The sequence below is a fragment of the Actinacidiphila acididurans genome (assembly GCF_016918855.1).
Lineage (GTDB): Bacteria > Actinomycetota > Actinomycetes > Streptomycetales > Streptomycetaceae > Actinacidiphila > Actinacidiphila acididurans.
The window spans coordinates 177,530-201,502 of sequence record NZ_JADKYB010000013.1 but is presented as its reverse complement, the minus strand read 5'-3'; the positions used below and the strand labels follow the sequence as shown (position 1 = coordinate 201,502).

Below are 23,973 nucleotides of genomic sequence, written 5' to 3'. Positions count from 1 at the left end.
GTGAACCGGTTCACGACCGGTTCCGTCCCGGCCGCCCGGGCCCGCTTACGGGCGCCGATTCAGCGTTGTTAAGGTGAACGAGGCATTACCTCACGTCACGGCCCGCCGGACGGGCCCCGCCCCTTGCGAGGCCCGTATGAGTCCCGTCAAGCGCCCCACGATCGCGGACATCGCCGAGGCGGCGGGCGTGTCGAAGGGCGCGGTGTCGTACGCGCTCAACGGCAAGGCGGGCGTGTCGGACCGGACCCGGGAACGGATCCTGGAGATCGCCGCGCGCATGGGCTGGCACCCCAGCAGCGCCGCCCGCGCCCTGTCCGACGGGCGGGCCGGGGCGGTCGGCCTGGTGGTGGACCGGCCGGCCTGGGTGCTGGGAATCGAGCCGTTCTTCATGCAGTTGATCGCCGGGGTGCAGGCCGGGCTCGCCGAGACCGGGACCGCGCTGCTGCTCCAGGTGACCGAGGACGCCGGCGCCGAGGAGGCCGCGTACCGCCGCTGGTGGGGCGAGCGCCGGGTGGACGGGGTGCTGCTGGTGGACCTGCGCGAGTCCGACCCGCGGCTCGCCCTGCTGACCCGAGTCGGGCTGCCCGCCGTGGTGGTGGGGCACGCGACCGGCACGCCCGGGGTGCCGTCGGTGTGGATCGACGACGCGGCCGCGGTGCGCGAGACGCTGGCGTACCTGGCCGCCATGGGCCACCGCCGGATCGCCCGGGTGGCCGGACCCGCCCACTTCGTGCACACCCGCGAGCGTGGCCGGGCCTTCGACAGCGCCGCCGAGGAGGTCGGCCTGTCCGGGGTGCGCTGCGTGTACACCGACTACTCCGGCGAGGACGGCGCCCGCGCCACCCGCCGGCTGCTGTCCGGCGCCGACCGGCCCACCGCCATCGTCTACGACAACGACGTGATGGCCGTCGCCGCGCTCGGCGTCACCCAGGAGATGGGCATCGCCGTCCCGGCCGAACTGTCGGTCGTGGCCTGGGACGACAGCGAACTGTGCCGCCTGGTGCACCCCGCGCTCACCGCGGTCAGCCGCAGCGTGCCCGAGTACGGGCGGCGCGCCGTCACCGCGCTGCTGCACCTGCTCGACGGCGCCGAGGTCGGCGACATCCTCCTGCCGGCCCCGGTCCTCGTCCCGCGCGGCAGCACGGCGCCCGCCCGGCGCTGAGCGCCACCTCCGACGCCGACCGCACACCCACCCCGACGCCGATCGGAGCCCGTACCCGTCCGCGGGCCCTCCGCGGACCTTCCGCACCCCGGCCCGACCTTCGCCGCGCCCCGGCCCGAACCCCGGCCCGAACCCCGCCGCGCGCCCGCCCGTACGCCCCCGCGCACCGGCCCGCAGCCGACCCTCTGTCACATCCTTTTTGTTTCACGGCGTTTCACGCCCGCCCCTGAGGTCCAAACCTGTCGGATGCCTTGACGCACCTGAGGCCCGATAGTTAAATCACGACGCGATATAAGGCGTGAAACAAGGGGTGAAACAAGCGTGCGGACCCCCTCGCCGCACGGTCGCCGCCCCACCTCCCGCACCGGGTGCCTCCCGGCCGGGATGCATGTCAGGCACATGCCACTCATCTGCCCGCTCGGCCGCGATCGGCCCGAGTCCAGGCCCCGAGAAAGGCAACGACCCACATGAGCGCAGCAACCCGCCCCCACACGGGCAGAACGCGCCTGAGGCGCACTCTCGTCGGGATGCTGGCCGCCGGAGCGGCGGCCGTCACCCCCATGCTGGCCGCCCCGGTGGCCGCGCATGCCGCGGGGGAGAGCGTCCAGGTGTACCTCACCACCACCAACGACTCCGGCGGCCGCAACGTCGTCCAGGGGCTGGCCCAGCAGGCCCCGCTGACCTTCGGGTCGGGCACCGGGGGCTCCGGCACCAACGTCTCGGTGGACGAGGGCACCACCTACCAGCAGTTCACCGGCGGCGGCGCCTCCTTCACCGACACCGCCGCCTGGCTGATGAACTCCAGCGGCGCGCTGTCCGCGGCGACCCGCACCTCCGTGATGCAGAAGCTCTTCGACCCGGTCAACGGCATCGGGCTGGACTTCCTGCGCAACCCGATGGGCGCCTCCGACCTCGCCCGTTACAGCTACACCTACGACGACATGCCGTCCGGCCAGACCGACCCGAGCCTGGCGCACTTCTCCATCGCCCACGACCAGGCCGACGTGCTGCCGCTGACCAAGCAGGCCAAGCAGCTCAACCCGAGCCTTAAGGTGATGGGCACCCCCTGGACCCCGCCGCCGTGGATGAAGGACAACGGCAGCTACATCCAGGGCTGGCTCCAGTCGCAGTACTACGCCGCCTACGCCCAGTACTTCGTGAAGTACATCCAGGCGTACCAGGCGGCCGGCGTGCCGATCGACTACGTCACCGCGCAGAACGAGCCCACCGTCGGCGGCGACTACCCCGGCGCGAACTGGAACGGCTCGGGCCTGGCGTACTTCACCAAGAACGACCTGCTGCCCGCGCTGCACGCGGCCGGCCTGTCCACCAAGGTGCTGGCGCTGGACTGGAACTGGGACAGCTACGACAGCTATGCCGCCCCCACGGTCACCGACTCCTCCATCCGCAACGACCCGAACTTCGGCGGCGTGGCCTGGCACGGCTACGAGGGCAACGTCTCGGAGCAGACCACGATCCACAACCAGTACCCGACCCTGCCCGCCTTCGACACCGAGCACTCCGGCGGCACCTGGATCGGCAACCAGCAGAAGGAGGACATGGAGAACCTGATCGACTACACCCGTAACTGGGGTCAGAGCTGGGTCAAGTGGAGCCTGGCCGTCGATCAGAACATGGGTCCGCACAACGGCGGCTGCGGCACCTGCACCGGCCTGATCACCGTGCACAACGGCGACAGCCGCAGCGGACAGGTCGACTACACCGTCGAGTACTACACGATGGGCCACCTGACCAAGTTCGTGAAGCCGGGCGCGGTGCGGATCGCCTCCACCGACAACTCGACCATCCGTAACGTGGCCTGGAAGAACCCGGACGGCTCCAAGGCGCTCATCGCCTACAACGAGTCCTCCTCCCCGCAGCAGCTGCGCGTCAACTGGGGCAACGAGAACTTCGCCTACACCCTGCCCGGCGGCGCCTCGGCCACCTTCACCTGGGCCGGCACCCAGGGCACCGGCGGCGGCAGCACCGGCCACACCGGCACCATCACCGGCTACGGCGGCAAGTGCGTGGACGTGGCCGGCGCTAACTCCGCCAACGGCACCGCGATCCAGCTCTACGACTGCAACGGCACCACCGCCCAGCAGTGGACCGCCTCCGGCACCGCCCTCCAGGCGCTCGGCAAGTGCATGGACGTGACCGCGGCCGGTACCGCCAACGGCACCCAGGTGCAGCTCTACGACTGCAACGGCACCGCGGCCCAGCAGTGGACCAGGGGCGCGAACAACTCCCTGGTCAACGTCGGCTCCGGCCGCTGCCTGGACGCCACCGGCCCGAGCTCGGCCAACGGCACCCGGCTGCAGATCTGGGACTGCACCGGCGCCGCCAACCAGCAGTGGACGGCGCCCGCCGCCTGATCGTCGCCCACCCCTGAACGGCCGGCCGGTGGCCCTCTCAGCGCCGGCCGGTCGCACCAAGGATCAGCCGCCGGTACGTCCGCCTGTCACGGACCGGCGGCTGATCGCGCATGCCCGCAATGTGAGATACATGGCACTCGTCAGTGCTCGTCGGTGCTGGTAAGCGTTTGCCCGCATTCAGAATCGTATGGCGGCGTCTGGCGGTATATGCCGTTCGGATGCACTTCCTACGCTCTTTGACGGGCTGATGACCGTGCGCGGTGCTGCTGTTGAACAGCGGTCCCGTACGGTGGTACGGCAGGCGGGCACCGGGTGCGCCGAGGTGCCCGCACCCCCGCACGGAGGCACCATGCGCATCTCCCCGGCGGCCGGTCCGCCGGACCGCAGCGCCCTCGACCCCTGGACGACCGCCGCCGCGACGGCCGCAGTCGCGGTGTCGGTGGTGGTCACGGTCCTGGCCTCCAACGCCGGGGCGGGCGGCGTGCGCGCCTACCCGGTGGGCGACGACGGCGGGGCGGCCACCTCGGTCGCCGCCGAGAGCCATCCGGTCGGCCGGGTCTCCCGCAGCACGGTCTACCAGCCCTTCTCCCGGGCCGGCTTCAGCCTCGACGTGCCGTCCACCTGGCAGCGCACCGAACGCGCCGGGTACGCCGGCTTCGCCGACCGCCTCGACGTGGCGACCGTGGAGTGGGCCGCCGCCAAGGGCCCCCTGACCGTCAACGGCGCCACCACCAAGGAGATACCCGCCCTGGCCACCCAGGCCCGGACCTTCACCCTGCAGGCGGTCGCGCAGGTGCGGCGGCCGGCCGGCACCGCGCTGGAGATGGTGTATCTGCAAGGGGGTGCCCCCGACCTGGTGACCGGCAAGGTGGTGATCCACGCGGTGGAACGGTACGTCTTCTTCCACGACGGCACCCGCGTCACGGTGACGCTGGCCGGGCCCGAGGGAGCCGACAATTCGGCCGCCTGGCTCAGAATCACCGATTCGTTGCGCTGGGTTCACTGAACGTGCCCACCCGTGTGGCCCTGCGCGGGTAGGTCCGGGTACGTCCGGCCGCTTAACCTGGTCGAACGGCCTCACCCGATTGGTGCCCGAAGGTGACCGATCGGCACGATCGCCCCGACTCTTCCGTTCCGTCCCGCGCCGCCGTCCCTCCCCGCGACGAGGAGAACCCGTGTCCATCGCCCGCAACGAGGATGCATTCCGGCAGCGCGCGGCGGTGAAGTCGCTGGTCATGCTGGTGCCGGTGCTCGCGGTCGCGGCGCTGGCCGCCGCCAAGTGGCCGCTGATCGACTCCAGCGCCGGCCGGCTGGGATCGGCGGACGCCGAGTGGATGACGGTGGCGGGCGCGGCCGCGTTCATGACCTGGGTCTGCTCGGCCACCGCCCAGCAGGGCGCCGTGGTCGAACGCCTGCCGCCAGGGCGCCTGCTGGCCACCCAGTTCGCCGCCTCCGCGGCCAATCACGTCCTGCCCGCGGGCGTCGGCGGCAACGCGGTCAACCTGCGCTTCCTGGTGCGCCGCGGACTCACCCCGGCCCGCGCGGTGGCCGCGCTCGCGGTACGCGCCGGGTCCGCCGTGGTCGGCCGCCTGGTGCTGCTGGCGGCCCTGTTCGCGGCCTTCCCCGGGGCACTGCGGGTGAGCCGGCTGGTCTCCGGCGGCCCCGCACTGCCCGCCCATCCGCTGCTGCTGGCCGTGGGCGTGGCGCTGACCCTCGCGCTGGTGGCGGCGCTGCTGCGGTACGTGGGCCGGCTGCGCGACCGGCTGCGGGAGTTCGCCGCCGCGGCGGTCTGCGACCTGCGCATCCTGCACGGCAACCCGTCCCGGGTGGCCGCCCTGTGGGGCGGCTCGGTGGCCTTCCCCGCCGCCCACGCGGCCGTGGTCGTGGCCGTATCGCGCGCGGTGCACATGGGCGTGCCGGTGGGCGCGGTCGCGGTGGCGTACCTGTTCGCCAGCACCGCCGCCGGCTGGCTGCCCACCCCGGCCGGGCTCGGCTCGCTCGACGCGGTGCTCGCCCTGACCCTGGTGACCGCCGGCGCCTCCGGGGTCACCGCGACCTCGGCCGTGCTCGGCTACCGCTTGATGACCACCTGGCTGCCCCTGCTGCCGGGGGTTCTGGTGCTGGCGGTGCTGGTGCGGCGCCGGGTGCTGTGACCCGCCGCGCTCCGGCCCGGGTCCGTAAAAAGGTACGGACCTTCGCCGGATCTCTTGACGGCTCCGGGCGGTCCCATTTAAATCACGTCCTGAACTAAGACGTGACGTAAGTCGCCGCGCGATTCCGGAGACTTCCGCGGCACCCTTTTGCGCCCCGCGTACCGGGGTGCCCGTGTGCCTTCTCGCGTGTCAGGGGCATGACCACCCCCATGGGTCATGCCCACCCAGCCCCGCCGCCCCCGACCGAGGAGCCCGGCATGTCGGCATCACCCCCCACCCGACGGATCCGCCCGCTCGCCCTGCTCGCCGCCGCGGTGCTGCTGCTGGCCGGCTGGCTGCAGCAGTCGGCCACCGCCGCGCCGGCGGCCGTCACCCCGCACGCCGCGGCCGCGGCGGCCACCGCGACCTTCACCGACGACTTCAACGGCGCGGCCGGCAGCGCCGTGGACGGCTCCAAGTGGGGCTACGAGACCGGCGACAACGTCAACAACCACGAGCGCGAGTACTACACCAGCGGCACCCACAACGCCGCCCTCGACGGCCAGGGCGACCTGGTGATCACCGCCCGCAAGGAGAACCCGGCCAACTACCAGTGCTGGTACGGCACCTGCCAGTACACCTCGGCCCGGCTGTCCACCGCGCAGAAGTTCACCCAGGCCTACGGCCACTTCGAGACCCGGATGAAGCTGCCCCGCGGCCAGGGCATGTGGCCCGCGTTCTGGATGCTCGGCGACGACATCGGCACCGTCGGCTGGCCCAACAGCGGCGAGATCGACGTGATGGAGAACGTCGGCTTCGAGCCGGGCAGCGTCCACGGCACCATCCACGGCCCGGGCTACTCCGGTTCGGCCGGCATCGGCGCCGGCTACACCCTGCCCGGCGGGCAGAGCTTCTCCGACGCCTTCCACACCTTCGCCGTCGACTGGTCGCCGAACTCCATCTCCTGGTCGGTGGACGGAAACGTCTACGAGACCCGCACCCCGGCCGACCTGAACGGCAACCACTGGGTGTTCGACCACCCCTTCTACATCATCCTCAACCTGGCGGTCGGCGGGTACTGGCCCGGCGACCCCGACGGCAGCACCTCCTTCCCGCAGCAGCTCGTCGTCGACTACGTGCACGTCACCACCAGCTCCACCGGCACCGGAACCGGCCACGCCATCACCGGCTACGGCGGCAAGTGCGTGGACGTGGCCGCCGGCAGCTCGGCCAACGGCACCGCGGTCCAGCTCTACGACTGCAACGGCACCGCGGCCCAGCAGTGGACCGTCGGCTCCGACGGCACGCTGCGGGCGCTGGGCAAGTGCATGGACGTGACCGCGGCCGGCACCGCCAACGGCACGAAGGTGCAGCTCTACGACTGCAACGGCACCGCGGCCCAGCAATGGGTCGTCACCGCCGCCCACGACATCGTCAACCCCGCGGCCAACAAGTGCCTGGACGCCACCGGCCCCAGCTCCGCCAACGGCACCCGGCTGCAGATCTGGGACTGCACCGGCGCCGCCAACCAGAAGTGGACGGTCAACTGATGAGGAAGACCACCGGCCTGCTCGCCGCGGCCGGCCTGGCCGCCGGCCTGCTGACCACCTTCGGCCTCGCCCCCAGCGCCTCGGCCGCCGACCCCACCGGCGCCATCACCGGCTACGGCGGCAAGTGCGTGGACGTGGCCGCCGCGAGCTCCGCGAACGGTACCGCGATCCAGCTCTACGACTGCAACGGGACCACCGCCCAGCAGTGGACGGTGAGTTCGGACGGCACGCTGCGGGCGCTGGGCAAGTGCATGGACATCACCGCGGCCGGCACCGCGAACGGCACCAAGGTGCAGCTCTACGATTGCAACGGCACCGGCGCGCAGCAGTGGACCGCCAGCGGCGGCCGGCTGATCAACCCCGCCTCCGGCCGCTGCCTGGACGCCACCGGCCCGAGCTCGGCCAACGGCACCCGGCTGCAGATCTGGGACTGCACCGGCGGCGCCAACCAGAACTGGACCCTGCCCACCGGCGGCGGCACCACCCCGCCGCCCGCCACCGGGCAGGCCGTGGCGCCGTACCTCTACAACGGCTGGGGCAACCCGCCGGACCCGACCACCATCATGAACGCCACCGGCGTCAAGCGCTTCACCCTCGCCTTCGTGCTCAGCAACGGCTACTGCAACCCCCAGTGGGACGGCAGCCGCCCGCTGACCGGCGGCGTCGACCAGGCCACCATCACCAAAGTACGCAACGCCGGCGGCGACGTGGTCCCGTCCTTCGGCGGCTACAGCGGCAACAAGCTGGAGTCCTCCTGCGGCAGCGCCGGCGAACTCGCCGCCGCCTACCAGAAGGTGATCAGCGCCTACGGCCTGAAGGCCATCGACATCGACATCGAGGCCGACGCCTACAGCAACGGCACCGTCCAGCAGCGCACCGTCGACGCGCTCAAGACCGTCAAGGCCAACAACCCGGGCCTGGCCGTCTACGTCACCATCGGCACCGGCCAGAGCGGCCCCGACACCAGCCTCATCAACCGGGCCGCCGCCTCCGGGCTGACCGTCGACGCCTGGACCATCATGCCGTTCGACTTCGGCGGCGCCGGCCAGAACATGGGCAACCTCACGACCCAGGCCGCCGAGGGCCTGAAGAACGCCCTGAAGAGCGCCTACGGTTACAGCGACGACACCGCGTACCGGCACAGCGGCATCTCGTCGATGAACGGCATCACCGACCAGAACGAGACCGTCACCGTCGCCGACTTCCGCACCATCCTCGGCTACGCCCAGACCCACCACCTGGCCCGGCTCACCTTCTGGTCGGCCAACCGGGACCGGCCGTGCGCGGGTGCCTACCCCAACGACGACACCTGCTCCGGTGTGTCGCAGGCGGCGTGGGACTTCACCCGCACCTTCGCCGCGTACACCGGCTGACCCCGGCAGACCCCCGGGAGAGGGCCCTCCGCTCCCCGGCAGTGCAGCATGGTTTCCCGCGATGCAACCATGCTGCGGCCGGGGAGCGGAGGTGTGTGCGGTGACGGGAACGGTGACGGGGCCGCCGGAAGCGGGGCTTGGGCCCGCGGGCGGCGGACGGGTGCTGGTGGTCGACGACGACGCGGCCATCCGCCGCTCGCTCGGCCGCGCGCTGCGGCTGCGCGGCTTCACCGTCGCCGAGGCCGGCGGGGGACAGGCCGCGCTCGACCTGCTCACCCGTACCCCGCCCGACGTGCTCGTGCTCGACATATCCATGCCCGGCGTCGACGGCATCGAGGTCTGCCGCACCCTGCGGGCCGGCGGCAGCGACCTGCCCGTCCTGGTGCTGTCCGCCCTGGACCAGGTCGCCGACCGGGTCGCGGGCCTGCAGGCCGGCGCCGACGACTACCTCGTCAAGCCGTTCGCCCTGGAGGAGCTGGTATTGAGGCTGCACGCCCTGCTGCGCCGCCGCCCGCCGCGCCCCGACGACCAGGTACGCGCCTGCGGCCTCGTGCTCGACCCGGCCGCCCGTACCGCCACCCGGGACGGCGAACCGCTGGACCTGACCCGCCGTGAGTTCGAACTCCTCGAAGTGCTCGCCCGCAACGAGGGCCTGGTCCTCACCCGCGACCAGTTGCTCGACCGGGTGTGGGGCTACGACTTCGACGTGCGCACCGACGCGGTCGACACGTTCGTCAGCTACCTGCGCCGCAAGCTGGAGGCCGGCGGACGCCCCCGCATCCTGCACACCGTGCGCGGGGTCGGCTTCGTACTGCGGCCGGCGGCGGGGGGATGATGCGGCGGTGACGATGCGACTGTCCACCCGGATCGCGCTGGCCGTCGCGGTGGTCGTGCCGCTGCTGGTGCTGGCCTCGGGATGGATCATGGTGCGGCTGGTCGCGCACGACGTGCACGCGGCCGCCGACGCCCATTTGCGCGAGCGCGCGACGGCGGTACGTACCGACGCCCGCAATCTGCTGCGCGCGATGGCCAACGACCGCCCGGTGAGCGTGGAACAGGCCCGGCAGCGGCGGCTGTTCACCGCGGCGCTGGACGTCGGCATCCGCGTGGTGGCACCCGGCGGCACGATCACCGGCGGCCCCCAGCCCGCGGCCTCGATGCCGCTGCCGTCGCCGCAGGCCGCGGCCGGCCCGGTCACCGTGGTCGCCGGCGGCCGCAGTTGGCGGGTGCTGGCCGAACCCGTCTCGGTGCTGCGGCCGGCGGTGAGCGGCACCTTGTGGCTGTTCTCCGCGGACACCGCCGGCCAGGACCAGATCGACCGGGTACGGCGCCGGGTGCTCACCGTGGCCGTGCTGACCGCGCCCGTGGCCGGCGCCGCGGCCTGGCTGGCCGCGACCCGGCTGGCCCTGCCGCTGCGGCGCCTCCAGCGCAGCGCGAGCGGCATCGACCCGCGGGTCAGCGCCGCGCGCCTGGAGCACACCCCCACCCGGGTCGCCGAGGTCGACGAACTCGCCGGCACGCTGCGGACGGTGCTGGCCCGCTACGACGAACAGGCCGCCCGTACGGCCGAGGCGCTGGCCACCGCCCGGTCCTTCTCCGCGGCGGCCTCGCACGAACTGCGCACTCCGCTGATGAGCATGCGGATCAACCTGGACGTGCTCGACGGCTCGCCCGAGCCCGACGCGGCCGAGCGCGCCGAGATCGTCGCCGATCTGCGCGCCGAACACGCCCGCCTGCTGGGCCTGCTGGTGATGCTGCGGGCGCTGGCCGAGGGCGACCTGGTCGAGGCCGACGCCTTCGGCCCGGTGGACCTCGCCGACGTCCTCGACGCCGCCGCGGCCGACCTGCGCCGCGCTCACCCGCACGCCGAGGTCACGGTGACCGCCGTCGCGGGCTCGGTCGTCCACGGCTGGCCGCCGGGCCTGCGCTCGGCGGTGGACAACCTCCTGGTCAACGCCGCCGTGCACGGCGTCTCTCCGGACGGCACCGCCCGTATCGACGCCCGCCTCACCCCCGGCCCCGACCCGGCCACCCTCCGCCTGACCGTGGACGACGCCGGCCCCGGCATACCCCCCGCCGCCCGCGCCGCCGTCTTCCAGCGCTTCCACCGCGGCTCCACCAGCCCCGGCTCCGGCCTCGGCCTCACCCTCGTCGCCCAGCAAATGGCCCTCCACGGCGGCGCCGTCACCATCGAGGACCCGCCCACCACCCCGGGCACCCGCTTCACCCTGACCTTCCCCCGCACCCCTCCTCCCCCCACCCCCCTGCCCGGCCCCCGCACCTGGCTCACCGACCGGCCACCCCCCGACGCCGGCAGGTGACCCGGCGTCAGTTCACTGCCAGGGGCCGGCGACCGGGGTGGCCTCGTCGGGGCTGTCGGCGGGCCAGGGGGGTACTGTCGCGGCGGCCACGCGCAGGCCCTGTGCGTGGGCGCGGAACTGGAAGGCGGTGCCCAGGGGGATGGTCAGGCAGACGCCGGGGGCGAGCGGGGTGATCTCCTCGTGGCCGTCCTGGGCGCGCCAGATGTCGCCGGTGCCCGAGGTGACGAACCAGATCTCGGCCACGGTGGCGTGGGTCACCGCACGAGCCACCTGATGCGGGGCGAGTTCGAACTGCGCGAAGCTCGCCGCTCCCGGCAGTACGGACAGGGGCCGCACCGCCGATCCGTCGGGTGCGGTGACCTCGGGGGCCTCGTCCAGCCGTACCGTAGTGAAGCGCTCCGTCATGATCCCCAGAGTAGGGGCGCGGGGCGGGCCGCGTAGCGTGCTGCCATGCAGCTCACCGGAGAAATGAGCGGCGACCGGCCCCTGCTCGTGCTGGCCGTCGCCGAAGAGGCGCAGTACCTCGACACCTCACTGCCCGTCCTGCTGACCGGCATGGGCAAGGTCAACGCCGCCACCGCGCTGGCCGCGGTCCTGGCCCGGGGTCCGCTGCCCTCGGCCGTCATCAACCTCGGCACCGCGGGCGCGCTGAGCCCCGGGTGGACCGGAACGCACGTCGTGGGCACCGTGATCCAGCACGACCTGGACAGCGCCACCCTGCGCGCCCTCACCGGCGAGACGTACGGCGCGCCGCTGGCCCTGTCCGACGCGGCCGGGCCGACCCTGGCCACCGGCGACACCTTCGTCGCCGACGAGACCGCCCGGGCCCGCCTCGCCGCGCACGCCCACCTGGTCGACATGGAGGGCTACGCGCTGGCCACCGCCGCCCGCCGGGCCGGCGTCCCCGTACGCATCGTCAAGCACGTGAGCGACGACGCCGGCGAGGGTGCGGCCGGGAGCTGGCGGGAGTCGGTCGCCGAGTGCGCCCGGGCGCTGGCCGAGTGGGCGGCCGGCGCGGTCCCCGCCTACGCCTGACCGGTCCGGGACCCGGGGTCAGGGCCCGGGCGAGGCCCACAAGGTTTCCACAAAGAACGTTCCTACGGTGCGGGTCGAGCCGGCGCGGACGACGCCGGAACCGGACACGTGCTGACGGAGGAAACCCTCATGCGCACCACCCGTACCACCGTCGCGGCGGCGGCAGCCGCTGTCGCCCTGCTCGGCGCCGCGGGCCCCGCGGTGGCCGACTCCACCACCGCTCCCGCCCCCACGGCCACCACGTCCACGCCCGCCCCCGCGGCCAAGGCACCCACCGGGGACGGCGCCCGTGCCCTGTGCCGCCGCGTCCCGCGCATCGACGCGCGCATCGACCGGGCGCTGCGCCGGCTGGGCGGGCCCGCCACGGTCAAGGGTTCCGTCGCCCGGCTGCAGAAGCGGGTGGACAACGCCGCGGCCAAGGGCGACACCGCCGTCGAGACGTACCTGAAGGACCGCCTGACCTTCCGCAAGTCCCTGGTGCCGATGCTCAACCAGCGCAGCACCGACCTGGACGCCGTGCGCACCTGGTGCGCCTCGCGGGGCCAGAACACCGCAGGGGCGGGGACCGCCAAGTGACCGCCCGCACCAGGGCCCTGGCCGCACTGCCGGCCGCCGCGCTGGCCGCGGCCCTGCTCGCCGGCTGCGGCTCGGGCCCATCCGCGGGTTCGTCCGGTACGCCCGGAACCTCCGCTACGGCCGGCTCGTCCGCCGCCCCCGCGAGCTCGTCCGACCTGGCCCGGATGCAGAAACTGGTCGATCAGGCCGACTCGGCGGCGGCCCGCGCCGACTCGGACGCGGCCTCCGACAAGTGACCGGTCGGATCCGGTCGTACGGTGCCGGGCCCGGTCCGCGGCTTCGCCGACAGGCCGCCCGCCCGCCTCGCTACTTCGCGTCCGCGTAGCACTCCACCACATGGGTGTGCAGCGGGAAGACGACCCGCGTGGGGCCGAAGATCAGGCGGCGGGCCTCGTCGCCCGCCGCCGTGACCGCCGAGGAGACCGCGGGGGCCAGCTCGGCGGGGGTGTGCACCACGACCTCGTCGTGCTGGAAGAACACCAGCCGCGGGCCGGGACCGAGGGGGGTCAGTTCCCGGCGCAGGGCGGCCAGCATGGCCAGCGCCCATTCCGCGGCGGTGGCCTGGATCACGAAGTTGCGGGTGAATCGCCCCCAGGAGCGGGCCGCCCGCCGGTCCGTCCCCGGACCGTCGTCGTCGCCCGCGTCCCGCAGCCACTCCGCGGAGGGCGCGGGCGAGGTGCGGCCGAGCCGGGACCGTACGATGCCGCCCGCCTCGCCGGTGCGGGCCGCGGCCTCCACCAGGGCGAGCGCCGCGGGGAAACGGCTGCGCAGCACCGCGAGCGGCGCCGCCGCCTCGCCGCCGGTCTGCCCGTACATGGCCGCGAGCAGCCCCACCTTGGCGCGCGCCCGGTCACCGGCGAAGGCGTCCTGGGCGAGCGCCGCGTAAAGGTCGCCGTCGCCGGCCGCCCTGGTCAGGCCCGCGTCCCCGGACAGCGCGGCCAGCACCCGCGGCTCCAGCTGCCCGGCGTCCGCGACGACCAGGCGGTGCCCGGGATCGGCGACCACGGCGGCCCGCAGCAGCCGGGGGATCTGCAGCGCCCCGCCGCCGCGGGTCGCCCATCGCCCGGAGACCACGCCGCCGACCACGTACTCAGGCCGGAACCTGCCGTCGCGCACCCACGCCTCGCGCCACGCCCAGCCGTGCGCCGCGTGGATCCGGGACAGCTCCTTGTACCGGAGGAACAGCGCCGCCGCCGGGTGGTCGACCCGGCGCAGTTCGTGGGACCGGGTGGAGCTCAGCCGCACCCCGGCGCGGGCGAAGGCGGACAGCATCTGGGCGGGCGAGTCGGGGTTCACCGGCCGGCCGAGCGCCTCCTGGAGGCCCAGTGCCAGTTCGCCGAGCAGCATCGGCCGGGCGCCGCCCGCGGGCCGGGGGCCGAGCAACGAGGTCAGCAGCCGGTCGTGAACGTCCGCGCGCCAGGGAAGACCGTCGCGGCCCATCTCCACCGCGGCCAGCGCGCCCGCCGACTCGGCCGCGCACAGCAGCCGCATACGGTCCGGGTGCTCGCCCGCGGCGATCCGTTCCTGCTGACCCGCGTGCACCGCGACCAGCGCGGCCATCGGATCGGCCGCCGGAGGCAGGTGGTGGCGGTCGGCGGCGAACAGCACCGGCTGCCCGTCGGCGCCGTGCTCGGGCGAGTCCTCGGGCTCCGGGCGGCCCTCCAGCCGGGCCCAGGCCGCGCCCAGCGAACGCGGCCGCCGGTGCCGGCCCTCCTGCCCGAGCAGCAGCGATTCGACCAGTTTTACGTCATGGCAGCGGGCGAGCCGCTGTGCGCCGCGGTCCAGCAACCATGCGTACGCCTCGTCGGTGGCCGCCCATACCCAGCGCGGTGCGCTTTCTCTTTCCCGGCGGCTCACCTCTGCGGCGAGGTCGGCGTACGCCTGGGGTGGGCCGGCCGGGGTGCCGTCCTCCGTCAGCGAGAGCAGCCGTCCGCCGGACCCCACCGGGTCCGGTACGACGGCTGTTCGCTGTGTCATGCGGGCAGGCTAAAGCCGGGCACTGACAATCGGGCCGCACCCGCATTTCGACCACAGCCCCGCGCCCCTTCGGGGGGCGTCCGGCGAACCCGCTGCCAAGCGGGAGCCGACGGTCAGGAACCCTGGCGGGCGGCCTCGACGGATTTGCGGACCTCGTCCATGTCGAGGGCGCGGGCCTGGGAGATGACGTCCTCGAGGGCGGGGGCGGGGAGGGCACCCGGCTGGGCGAAGACCGCAACCTTGTCGCGGACGATCATCAGGGTGGGGATGGACTGGATCTGGAAGGCGGCGGCCAGCTCCGGCTGCGCCTCGGTGTCGACCTTGGCGAAGACGAGGTCGCCGTGGGTCTGGGACGCCTTGTCGTACACGGGCGCGAACATTTTGCACGGCCCGCACCAGTCGGCCCAGAAGTCGATGAGAACGAAGTCGTTGTTCGAAACGACCTCGTCGAAGTTCTCCTTGGTCAGCTCCACAGTGCTCATGCAGCCGTGAACGAGTGGCACCCGCCGGAAATTCCGGACCGCTCGCGTGTTCCGTGCACGCTTTTCGGCCGATGTTCCGGTGGGCCCGGCCGTGCCCGTTTCCCGTGCTCAGGGCGCGCCCGGGGCACGCTCAGGGCAGCGGCTGGTCCGGCCGGGGCCCGTCGTAGGCACCACCCAGGCGCATCCGCAGCGGGCGTTCGCCGTACTCCTCCAGGGCGTGGGCGATCCAGCCGGCGGTGCGGGCCACGGCGAAGACGGTCTCCCCGGCCTCCGGGGGCATCCCGGCGGACAGCGAGAGCACGCCGAGGGCCAGGTCGACATTGGCGTACAGCGGGGTGCGGCGGGCGGTGACGGCGATCACGTCGTCCGCGGCGGCCAGCGGTCCGGCTGCCGCGGGCACCTGGCGCAGCAGGGACAGCAGCAGGCGGGCGCGGGGATCCTCGCCCTTGTAGAGGCGGTGGCCGAGCCCGGGGACGCGCCGCCCGGCCCGCAGGTGGTCGGCGACCACGGAGGCGGCGCCGCGTTCCAGGACGTCGTTGAGCATCCGGTGGGCCAGGGCGCTGGCCTGGCCGTGCAGCGGGCCGTCGAGGGCGCCCAGTCCGGCGGACACCACCGCGTAGGGGTGGGCGCGGGCAGAGGCGGCGACCCGGGCGGCCAGTGTGGAGGCGGCCAGGTCGTGGTCGATGAGCAGCGCGAGCGCCGCGTCGAGAGCGCGCAGCGAGGCGGTGTCCGCGGGCGCGGCGGTCAGCCGGGACCACAGCCGCGCGGCCAGCGGACCGTTGGCGGCCTGCGGCTGTCCGGCGAGCGGCAGGGCGTCCACCAGGGTCGGGATCAGGGTGCGGGCCGAGCCCAGCACGGTGTCCCGGGACAGGTCGAAGCGCAGCGGGTCGCCCCCGGCGGCAGCGATGACGGCCACCCTGATCCGGTCCATCGGACCGCTGCCGGCGGGCAGGGCGGCGGCCACCTTGCGGGCGGCGGCGAGCGGCTGCGGGGCGGCGCTGAACCGGGCGCCGCGCCGCAGCACCCCGGTCCACACCCACTCGGCGACCTCCTCGTAGGTGTACGTCTCCGCGAGCGCGGTCGCGTCCACCCCGCGGTAGTAGTAGCGGTCGGTGTCGATCAGGGTGATCGAGGTGCGCACCCGGCCGCCCCAGCCGGTCTCGGTGCCGCCGTCCCCGGCCGCCGCGGGCCGCCCGCGCCGGGCGAGCTGCGCGATCTCGGCCGGGTCGAAGGTACTGCCCCGTCCGCCCGCCGCGCGGCGGCTGCTCAGCAGACCGCGGCTGACGTACGCGTACAGCGTCTCGGGCTTCACGCCCAGCCGCCGCGCCGCCTCGCGGGTGTCGATCCGGCCGTGGTCGTCCACCGGGTCCGCCGATTGCTCCGTCATGGGGTCACCGTATCCGGATGTGTCTGCCTATCGATATTGATCGGATCGCCGTTCAATCAACATTGACATCCATTCAATCAATCATGGACAGTCAAGTCCATACCCAAGGAGGACAACCATGCCGATCAACCCGCCCGCCGCCCCGATCGACGTACCCCGCGGTCTGAAGGGCGTGATCGTCACCGAGACATCCCTCGGCGACGTCCGGGGGAGCGAGGGCTTCTACCACTACCGGGAGTTCTCGGCGGTCGAACTGGCCGAGACCCGGACGTTCGAGGACGTCTGGCACCTGATGTTCCTGGGCGAGCTGCCGGACGCGGCCGGGCGGGCCGAGTTCACCGCCCGGACCGCCGCGCTGCGCCACCTGCCCGCGGACGTCCGTACGGCGCTGCCCGCCGTGGCGCGGGCGACCGCGCGCTCCGGACCGCTCGCCGGGCTGCGCACCGCGCTGTCGCTGACCGGGGCCGCGGCCGGATTCCGGCCGCTGTACGACATCGACGCCGAGCGCCGCCGGGAAGACGCCCTGGCCGCCTGCGCCGCCGTGCCGACGCTGCTCACCGCGCTGCACCGGCTGAGCCGCGGCCTGGAGCCGGTCGAGCCGCGCGACGACCTTCCGTACGCGGCGAACTACCTCTACATGCTCACCGGGCAGGAGCCGGACCCGGACCGGGCGCGGGCGATCGAGCGCTACCTGATCTCGACGGTCGACCACGGCTTCAACGCGTCCACCTTCACCGCCCGGGTCATCGCCTCCACCGGCGCCGACCTCGCCGCCTGCCTGACCGGCGCGATCGGCGCGCTGTCCGGCCCGCTGCACGGGGGCGCGCCCAGCCGCGCGCTGGACACCCTCGACGCGATCGGCACCCCGGACCGGATCGACGGCTGGCTGCGCGAGCACATCCTGGCCGGCGAGCGGATCATGGGCTTCGGACACCCCGTCTACCGCACCGAGGACCCGCGCTCGCGGATGCTCAAGCGCATCGCCCGCGGCTTCGGCGGCGACCTGGTGGACTTCGCCGTCCGGGTCGAGGAGCGCGCCGAGGCACTGCTCGCCGAGCTGAAGCCGGGCCGCGAGCTGCACATCAACGTCGAGTTCTACGCCGGCGTCGTGATGGAGCTGTGCGGGCTGCCCCGGGAGATGTTCACGCCCACCTTCGCCGCCGCCCGCGTGGTCGGCTGGAGCGCCAACATCCTGGAGCAGGCCGAGGACAGCAAGATCATCCGGCCGGCGGCGCGGTACGTGGGCCCGCCGCCCGCGCAGCCGGTCCCGGCGGCCTGACCGCCGCTGCGGGAACGCGCCGGGCGACGCCTCGGGGAGATGTCAGGGGGAGTCCTCGGGGAAGACCGCGCCATGCCGTGAGGCACGCCGGGTGGCGACATACCGACCAGTCGGTAGCATGGGAGGCCGGGCCTGGCGGAGCGCCGGGGCCACCGCGGACCACCGGAGGAGCCATCGTGCGCGCGATCCAGATCACCGAGTTCGGCGGCCCGGAAGTGCTGCACGAGGCGGAACTGCCGGACCCGGTGCCCGGCCCGGGCGAGGTGCTGGTCGAGGTGGACCACGCCGGCATCAACTACGCCGACACCCACGCGGTGGAGGACTCGTACCTCTCCCGGACCGAGCTGCCCCTGGTGCCCGGCGGGGAGATCGTCGGCCGCACCGGCGACGGGCGCCGGCTGGTCGCCCTGCTGCCCCGTAACGGTGGCTACGCACAGCGGGCCGCCGCCACCGAGGCGCTGGCCCACGAGGTGCCCGACGAGGTGACCGACGGACAGGCGCTCGCCCTGATCGTCCAGGGCGTCACCGCCTGGCACCTGCTGCGCACCTGTGCCCGCCTGGTGCCCGGCGAGAGCGTGGTCGTGCACGCGGCGGCCGGCGGCACCGGATCGCTCGCCGTCCAGCTCGCCAAGTCGTACGGCGCGGGCCGGGTGATCGCCACCGCCTCCAACGAGCGCAAGCGGGACCTCGCGCTGGAGCTCGGGGCGGACATCGCGATCGACGCCGCCCCGGAGGACCTCGAGGAACGCCTGGTCGAGGCGAACGGCGGGCACAAGGTCGACATCGTGCTGGAGATGACCGGCGGCCCGGTCTTCGACGCCTCCCTGGCCGCGCTGGCCCGCTTCGGCCGGCTGATCACCTACGGCCTGGCCTCCCGGGTCCCGCCCACCCCCGTCGCGCCCGCGAGCCTGATGGCCCACTCCCGGACGGTGACCGGCTTCTGGCTCGCCCACTGCCTGCGCCGGCCCGGCATGTTCCGCGAACCTCTCGGGGAGCTGCTGGGCATGACCGTCAAGGGGGACCTCACCCCGCGCGTCGGCGGCGTCTACCCGCTGTCGCGCGCCGCCGACGCCCACACGGACCTGCGGGCCCGCCGCACCTGGGGCAAGCTCGTCCTCGATGTGCGCCAGTAGCTCGATGTGCGCCAATGGAGGGACGCGCGTCAACAGAGGTCGGACAGAGCTCGGTCAACAGAGGTCAAAAGACATCCGGTCGAGGGCGCGGCGCGGAACGGCTGGGCGGTGCTGGCCGTTGCAGTGGTGGTAGAGGCACAATTCGAGCAGCAACACCGGCAGCACCGAACCAACGGAGTACGTCGGGCCGCGGCCCAGCGACCCGCGCCCCGCACGTCTCGGGAGGGGCTATGAACAGGAACCGCTTCGCTCCCGACCGGGGACTGACGACACGCATGGTCGTCACCATGTTCCTGATCGGACTTGTCTATGTCGTCTTCGTGGGCGCACTGCTGGCGTTGCTGCGCGGGGCGTGGCCGATGATCGTGGTCATCGCCGGCCTGCTCTTCGTCGCCCAGTTCTGGTTCAGCGACCGCATCGCCGCCTTCAGCATGGGCGCCCGCGAGGTCACCCCGGAGCAGGCTCCGGAACTGCACGGGGTGGTGGACCGCATCTGCGCGCTGGGCGACCTGCCCAAGCCGAAGGTGGCCATCGCCCAGTCCGACGTGCCCAACGCGTTCGCGACCGGCCGCAACCAGAAGAACACGGTGGTGTGCGTCACCACCGGCCTGCTGCGCCGGCTGGAGCCGGACGAGCTGGAGGGCGTCGTCGCCCACGAGCTGTCGCACGTCGCCCACAAGGACGTGGCCGTCATGACCATCGCCTCCTTCCTGGGCATCCTGGCCGGCGTCATCACCCGTATCGGCCTGTGGGGCGGCTTCCGGCGCGACACCCGCGACCAGAACGCGGCCCTGATCGCCGTCCTGATCCCGCTGGTCAGCGCGCTGGTCTACGCGATCAGCTTCCTGCTCACCCGGATGCTGTCCCGCTACCGCGAGCTGTCCGCCGACCGCAGCGCCGCCCTGCTGACCGGCCGGCCCTCCTCGCTGGCCTCGGCGCTGACCAAGGTCAACGGCGCGATGGCGGCCATCCCCACCGAGGACCTGCGCAAGGCCGAGCCCTTCAACGCCTTCTACTTCGCCCCGGCGCTCAGCTCCGGCCCGAGCCTGGGCAAGCTGCTCTCCACCCACCCCACCCTGGAGCGGCGTCTGGAGCAGCTCGCGGGGATCACCCGTGAGCTGGACCGCCGCTGATGGGGCTGCTCGACGTGCTGCTCGGCCGCAGCAAGCCGGTCAAACCCGACCTCGACCAGCTCTTCGGACTCACCTCGGCCGCCATCACCCTCGAGGCGGCCAGTGAGATGCGGCCCACCGGCCTCGGCTCGGTGTGCTTCGCCGCGGTCGAGGGCGGTGCCTTCGCCGAGATCCAGCAGGACCTGCACACCCTCCTGGGCGTGGAGTCCAGCCAGGACTCGTACGGCTACACCTGGCTGCTCTCCCGCCACCGGCCCAGCGAGGTCACCGATCTGGTCACCGACCTGCACGCGGTGAACTCCAGCCTGGAGGAGCACGGCTTCGGTCCCCAGTTGCTGTGCTCGCTGGTGGGCTTCAAGGACCCCGAGGGCCGCTCCCTGGCGCTGGTCTACCTCTACAAACGCGGTTCCTTCTACCCCTTCGCCCCGCTGCCGGGCGAGAAGCGGGACAGCGCCCTGGAGCTCCAGATCAACGCCCTGGTGGCGAACGACCTGCGGCAGGAGAAGGACCTCAGCCGCTGGTTCCCGGTGTGGGGCGCCCCGGGTCTGTGACCCCGGACGCCCCACCACCGGGCGCCTTGCCTTCGGGCGCTCTGCCACCGGGCGGCGGGCCCGGCGCCGTCACCCCTCCCGGCGCTCCGCCACCGCCATCGCCCCGGTCAGCGCGGCCAGCGTGACCTCCAGGCCGATCAGGCACAGCAGGCTCAGGCCCAGGGCGTGCGGGTAGCGGGCCGGGCCGCCGCCGTCGCCGACCGCGCCGTAGAACACGATCCCGATCAGCGCCACCCCCAGCGCGCCGCAGATCTGCTGGATGGTGGTCACCACGCCCGACGCCGCCCCCACCAGGTGCGGCGGCACCGGCGCCAGGGCCGTACGGGTCAGCGGGGCGATCACCATGCCCATCCCGACGCCGTCGGCGAACAGCCCCGGGGTCAGCTCCCACAGGCTTCCGGTGGTCCCCGAGGCGTGGACCGCCGCCCACAGCAGCCCCAGCCCCGCGGCCATCAGCAGGGCGCCCACCGGCACCGTACGGCTGCCCAACCGGGCCGCGATGCGGTGCGCGGCGGTGGAGGTGATCAGGTAGCCGATGCCGATGGACAGGAACACCGCGCCCGAGGTCAGGGCGGCCAGGCCGCGGCCCGCCTGGAGGTAGAGCGCCAGCACCAGGAAGAAGGACGCCTGGCCGGTCCAGAACACCACCTGCGCCAGCGCGCCGGGCCGAAAACCCCGATGCCGGAACAGCGCCGGATTCAGCACCGGGTCGCCGCCCGCCGCGCCCAGCCGGGACTGGTGGACGACGAAGCCCGCGGCGAGCACCGCGGCGCCCACCGGGCACAGCCAGGTCCACAGCGGCCAGCCCAGGCTGCGGCCCTGGATCAGCGGCAGCACCAGCGCGACCGTGGCCGCCGACGACAGCAGCACCCCGGTGTTGTCCAGACGGGGCCGGCGCGGCGCCCGCGACTCGGCCAGCGCCCTCGGCACCAGGGCCAGCGCGACCGCGCCCACCGGCACATTGATCAGAAAGCAGGCCCGCCAGCCCAGCCCCAGCAGGTCGGCCCGGATCAGCAGGCCCCCGATGAGCTGGCCGAACACCGCGCCGATCCCCATCACCAGCCCGTACACGCTGAACGCCCGGGCCTGCGCCCGACCTGTGTACGCGGTCTGCAGGACGGCCAGCACCTGCGGGCTCATCAGTGCGGTGGACAGCCCCTGCAGCACCCTTGCCGCGACCAGCGTCCCGGCGCCCGGCGCGCAGCCGCACGCCGCCGAGGTCACGGTGAACAGCGCCAGCCCCAGCGTGAACATCCGCCGCCGGCCGAACATGTCGCCCAGCCGTCCCGCGGTGATCAGCCCGGTGGCGACCGCCAGCCCGAAGCCCGCCACCACCCACTGCACCGACGCGCTCCCGGTGTGCAGGTCCCCCTGGATCGCGGGGATCGCCACATTGACGATGAAGATGTCCAGCGCGGCCATGAAGGTCGCGGCCATCAGGACCAGCAGGCCCAGAACCGGCCGCTCGCCGCTTTCCGGTGGCGTTCGCGGACCCGCGGCCTGGGACACGGCGATGGAGGGGGCCGAAGCCATGACGGTGCTCCTGTCTGTTCGTCCACGGATGACGGCGCCCGTCCGGCGCCTTCTTCCTGTGGGTCACGACGCTATGGAGCGCCGGCCGCGGCCGAATCGGTCGCCGTTAGGCAATGCGTACGGGGCCCTGCGGGCCGGTATCGGTAGCCGGGGGAGGGCACGACGGGGGAGCGAGGGGAGTACGGCGCCGGTCCGCCGGCGCCGGGCGCCCTCCGGAAGCGCATCGCCTCAGCGACGGGCTGAGCAATGTGTGCCGGGGCCCGCGGCTCGTATCGGTGGCTGAGGAAGTGCAGGACGGGGAGGTGACGCGGGGAATACGGTCCCGGTCCCTCGGTGCCCGGGCCCTGCGGAAGCGCATCGCCTCAGCGCCGCGCGTCGACCGCTTCCTTGAGCGTGTCCAGCGCGTCGGCCAGGCGGGGGGAGCCGCAGTAGCGGGAGAGGCGGGACGCCTCGCGGCCGAGTTCGAGGGCGGTGTCCAGGTCGCCGGTCAGGGCGTGGGCCTGGGCGGCGCGGACCGAGTAGAGGCTGCGGTCCCGGAGGAAGGCCGGGTCCTGCGCGGCCAGCGCCTTCTCCAGCAGCGGGGCGGCTTCCGCTGCCGCGCCCAGGTCGAGCAGGGCCAGTCCGGTCTGGGCGGTCAGTTCCGCCGGGTCGAACCAGTACAGCCAGGGCGGGCCCGGGTCGGTGCGGGCGGCCTCGAGGCGGCGTTCCGCCTCGGCCATCGCCCGGCGGAAGGCGCCCTCGGCGCCGAGGGCGGCGTGCGCCCGGGCCAGCCGGCTCGCGGCCAGTGCCCGTACGGCCGGCGGCGCGCTGCCGGCCGCGCGTACCGCCGCCTCGGCCGCGGCCACCGCGTCGTTCGGGCGGCCCGCGATCACCTCCTGGAGCGCCAGCCCGCCCCACAGGGCGACCGCCATCGGCCGGTCGCCGGCGGTGTGGGCCAGCCGCAGACCGGTCAGGTAGTGCCGCTGCGCCGCCCCCAGCCGGCCGGTGTCGGTGGCCGCCCACCCGCCGAGCTGCGCCAGGTCCGCGGCCACCCGCAGCAGCCGAGCCCGCGTGTCCCGCCCGCTCGGCTGTCCCCGGCGCAGCAGCCCGCACACCAGCCGCAGGTCCGCCGCGACCCGGTGCCGTACCGCCCCTCCGCCCAGCCGGTCGTCCAGCCGCCGCAGCCCCAGCACGCCGGTCTCCAGCCACTCCACCACTGTGCCGTCCACCCCGACGGGGTCGTCCCCGGGACCGACCGGGCCGCCGCCGGGCCACCCGAAGGCCTCACCGGCCGTGTCCTGCGCCGCGGGATCGTCCGCGTCGGTCAGCAGCCGCGGCGCCTCGCCCTCGCGCGGCAGGGACGGGTCAGGGGCCGGGCCGGCCTGGGCGGCGGTCCAGTCGGCCACGGCCCCGCGCAGCGTGCGCTCGTCGGTGATCGGATAGCCGCGGGGATCGTCGGCGGCGTCGTCGACCAGTGCGGACAGGGCGGTGAGGCTGCCGTCGAGGGTCCAGGCCAGCTCGTCCGGCATGCCGCCGTGCGCGGGGAGCCAGCGCGGCCAGGGCCGCAGTTCCAGCTCGCGGAAGGGGACGCCGAGCGCCCGGGCCAGTGCCCGCTGGCTGTCCGCCTCGGGCACCACGCCCCAGTGCTCCCAGCGCCACACCTTCTCCCGGCGCGCCGCCATGGGCACGCCCAGCGCCCGGGCGTGCTCGGCGATCACCTTCGCCAGGTCCTGATAGCTCCACCCGTGACGGCGCCGCACGTACGCCAGCGGATGCGTCGAAGCGGCAGAGCCCTCGCGTGCCACCTTCCCACCCATCCGCCCGTCCCAACTGCCGCGTCACGCCGCCACGATCAGGCCATCGAATACCAGGTGCTGCGGTGCCCGCGCCAGCCGGACACCCCCGTCCACACGTCCGTCCGGGGTTCAAACCCCTGCAACGATACGGGACTACACCGAGACAACAGGTGCGGCCTTGTCGATGGCGACCGCCTAC

General features: G+C 73.8%; 21 protein-coding genes. 15 read left to right on the top strand and 6 right to left on the bottom strand.

Translation table 11 applies throughout. The annotated features are described in order from the left end of the window. Positions 1-136 precede the first annotated feature (136 nt). From ITX44_RS24110 to ITX44_RS24075, 8 genes are all read left to right on the top strand, one after another. Entirely contained in the window at positions 137-1,162 is a 1,026-nt protein-coding gene (locus tag ITX44_RS24110; protein ID WP_205359430.1) for a LacI family DNA-binding transcriptional regulator, read from the top strand. Positions 1,163-1,689: 527 nt separating this feature from the next. Continuing rightward, positions 1,690-3,537, top strand: a complete 1,848-nt coding sequence (locus tag ITX44_RS24105) for a ricin-type beta-trefoil lectin domain protein (RefSeq protein WP_236061422.1) — start codon at positions 1,690-1,692, stop codon at positions 3,535-3,537. Positions 3,538-3,886: 349 nt separating this feature from the next. Continuing rightward, positions 3,887-4,543, top strand: a complete 657-nt coding sequence (locus ITX44_RS24100; protein WP_205359428.1) for a hypothetical protein — start codon at positions 3,887-3,889, stop codon at positions 4,541-4,543. Positions 4,544-4,712: 169 nt separating this feature from the next. Beyond that, a complete protein-coding gene (locus ITX44_RS24095) occupies positions 4,713-5,690 on the top strand; it encodes a lysylphosphatidylglycerol synthase transmembrane domain-containing protein (RefSeq protein WP_307795460.1) in 978 nt (325 codons plus the stop codon). Between the two features lie 257 nt (positions 5,691-5,947). Next, on the top strand, positions 5,948-7,219 hold the full coding sequence (locus ITX44_RS24090) for a glycoside hydrolase family 16 protein (RefSeq protein WP_205359427.1): 1,272 nt from the start codon (positions 5,948-5,950) through the stop codon (positions 7,217-7,219). Then, the gene (locus tag ITX44_RS24085; protein WP_205359426.1) at positions 7,219-8,592 is read left to right on the top strand and encodes a chitinase; all 1,374 of its coding nucleotides are present in this window, start codon (positions 7,219-7,221) and stop codon (positions 8,590-8,592) included. Before ITX44_RS24090 ends, ITX44_RS24085 begins: the two co-directional genes overlap by 1 nt. Positions 8,593-8,692: 100 nt before the next feature. Beyond that, complete coding sequence (locus ITX44_RS24080) at positions 8,693-9,427, top strand: response regulator transcription factor (RefSeq protein WP_307795459.1); 735 nt, start codon at positions 8,693-8,695, stop codon at positions 9,425-9,427. Between the two features lie 13 nt (positions 9,428-9,440). Then, positions 9,441-10,913 (top strand): sensor histidine kinase, encoded by a 1,473-nt coding sequence (locus tag ITX44_RS24075; protein ID WP_205359520.1) that lies wholly within the window; start codon positions 9,441-9,443, stop codon positions 10,911-10,913. Positions 10,914-10,925: 12 nt separating this feature from the next. Here ITX44_RS24075 and ITX44_RS24070 read toward each other — a convergent pair whose 3' ends face one another. Then, a complete protein-coding gene (locus ITX44_RS24070; protein WP_205359424.1) occupies positions 10,926-11,318 on the bottom strand; it encodes a cupin domain-containing protein in 393 nt (130 codons plus the stop codon). A gap of 45 nt (positions 11,319-11,363) precedes the next feature. Between ITX44_RS24070 and ITX44_RS24065 the strand changes: the two genes are divergently transcribed. From ITX44_RS24065 to ITX44_RS24055, 3 genes are all read left to right on the top strand, one after another. Continuing rightward, positions 11,364-11,948 carry a nucleosidase gene (locus ITX44_RS24065; RefSeq protein ID WP_205359423.1) on the top strand — a complete coding sequence of 195 codons (585 nt, stop codon included), beginning with the start codon at positions 11,364-11,366 and terminating at the stop codon, positions 11,946-11,948. Between the two features lie 129 nt (positions 11,949-12,077). Further along, complete coding sequence (locus tag ITX44_RS24060; protein ID WP_205359422.1) at positions 12,078-12,524, top strand: hypothetical protein; 447 nt, start codon at positions 12,078-12,080, stop codon at positions 12,522-12,524. Next, a complete protein-coding gene (locus ITX44_RS24055) occupies positions 12,521-12,760 on the top strand; it encodes a hypothetical protein (protein WP_205359421.1) in 240 nt (79 codons plus the stop codon). The genes ITX44_RS24060 and ITX44_RS24055 overlap by 4 nt, the downstream gene beginning before the upstream one ends. 70 nt (positions 12,761-12,830) lie before the next feature. Here ITX44_RS24055 and ITX44_RS24050 read toward each other — a convergent pair whose 3' ends face one another. The 3 genes from ITX44_RS24050 to ITX44_RS24040 all read right to left on the bottom strand — a co-directional run bounded on the left by ITX44_RS24050 (position 12,831) and on the right by ITX44_RS24040 (position 16,370). Beyond that, the gene (locus ITX44_RS24050; RefSeq protein ID WP_205359420.1) at positions 12,831-14,501 is read right to left on the bottom strand and encodes a bifunctional 3'-5' exonuclease/DNA polymerase; all 1,671 of its coding nucleotides are present in this window, start codon (positions 14,499-14,501) and stop codon (positions 12,831-12,833) included. Between the two features lie 113 nt (positions 14,502-14,614). Then, positions 14,615-14,983 carry a thioredoxin gene (gene trxA / locus ITX44_RS24045; RefSeq protein ID WP_205359419.1) on the bottom strand — a complete coding sequence of 123 codons (369 nt, stop codon included), beginning with the start codon at positions 14,981-14,983 and terminating at the stop codon, positions 14,615-14,617. Between the two features lie 130 nt (positions 14,984-15,113). Next, on the bottom strand, positions 15,114-16,370 hold the full coding sequence (locus tag ITX44_RS24040) for a citrate/2-methylcitrate synthase (RefSeq protein WP_205359418.1): 1,257 nt from the start codon (positions 16,368-16,370) through the stop codon (positions 15,114-15,116). A gap of 118 nt (positions 16,371-16,488) precedes the next feature. Between ITX44_RS24040 and ITX44_RS24035 the strand changes: the two genes are divergently transcribed. The 4 genes from ITX44_RS24035 to pspAB all read left to right on the top strand — a co-directional run bounded on the left by ITX44_RS24035 (position 16,489) and on the right by pspAB (position 20,466). Then, positions 16,489-17,649 (top strand): citrate synthase/methylcitrate synthase, encoded by a 1,161-nt coding sequence (locus tag ITX44_RS24035; RefSeq protein ID WP_205359417.1) that lies wholly within the window; start codon positions 16,489-16,491, stop codon positions 17,647-17,649. A 176-nt stretch (positions 17,650-17,825) separates the two neighbouring features. Further along, positions 17,826-18,782, top strand: coding sequence for a quinone oxidoreductase family protein (locus ITX44_RS24030; RefSeq protein ID WP_205359416.1), 957 nt, complete (start codon positions 17,826-17,828; stop codon positions 18,780-18,782). A 230-nt stretch (positions 18,783-19,012) separates the two neighbouring features. Then, on the top strand, positions 19,013-19,915 hold the full coding sequence (gene htpX, locus ITX44_RS24025; protein WP_205359415.1) for a zinc metalloprotease HtpX: 903 nt from the start codon (positions 19,013-19,015) through the stop codon (positions 19,913-19,915). Then, on the top strand, positions 19,915-20,466 hold the full coding sequence (gene pspAB, locus ITX44_RS24020; RefSeq protein WP_205359414.1) for a PspA-associated protein PspAB: 552 nt from the start codon (positions 19,915-19,917) through the stop codon (positions 20,464-20,466). The genes htpX and pspAB overlap by 1 nt, the downstream gene beginning before the upstream one ends. 69 nt (positions 20,467-20,535) lie before the next feature. On the opposite strand, the gene ITX44_RS24015 is transcribed toward pspAB, so the two are convergent. Beyond that, on the bottom strand, positions 20,536-21,999 hold the full coding sequence (locus ITX44_RS24015; RefSeq protein ID WP_205359413.1) for an MFS transporter: 1,464 nt from the start codon (positions 21,997-21,999) through the stop codon (positions 20,536-20,538). 362 nt (positions 22,000-22,361) lie between these two features. Beyond that, positions 22,362-23,795, bottom strand: a complete 1,434-nt coding sequence (locus tag ITX44_RS24010) for an NsdA family TPR-like regulatory protein (RefSeq protein WP_236061420.1) — start codon at positions 23,793-23,795, stop codon at positions 22,362-22,364. Positions 23,796-23,973 lie beyond the last annotated feature (178 nt).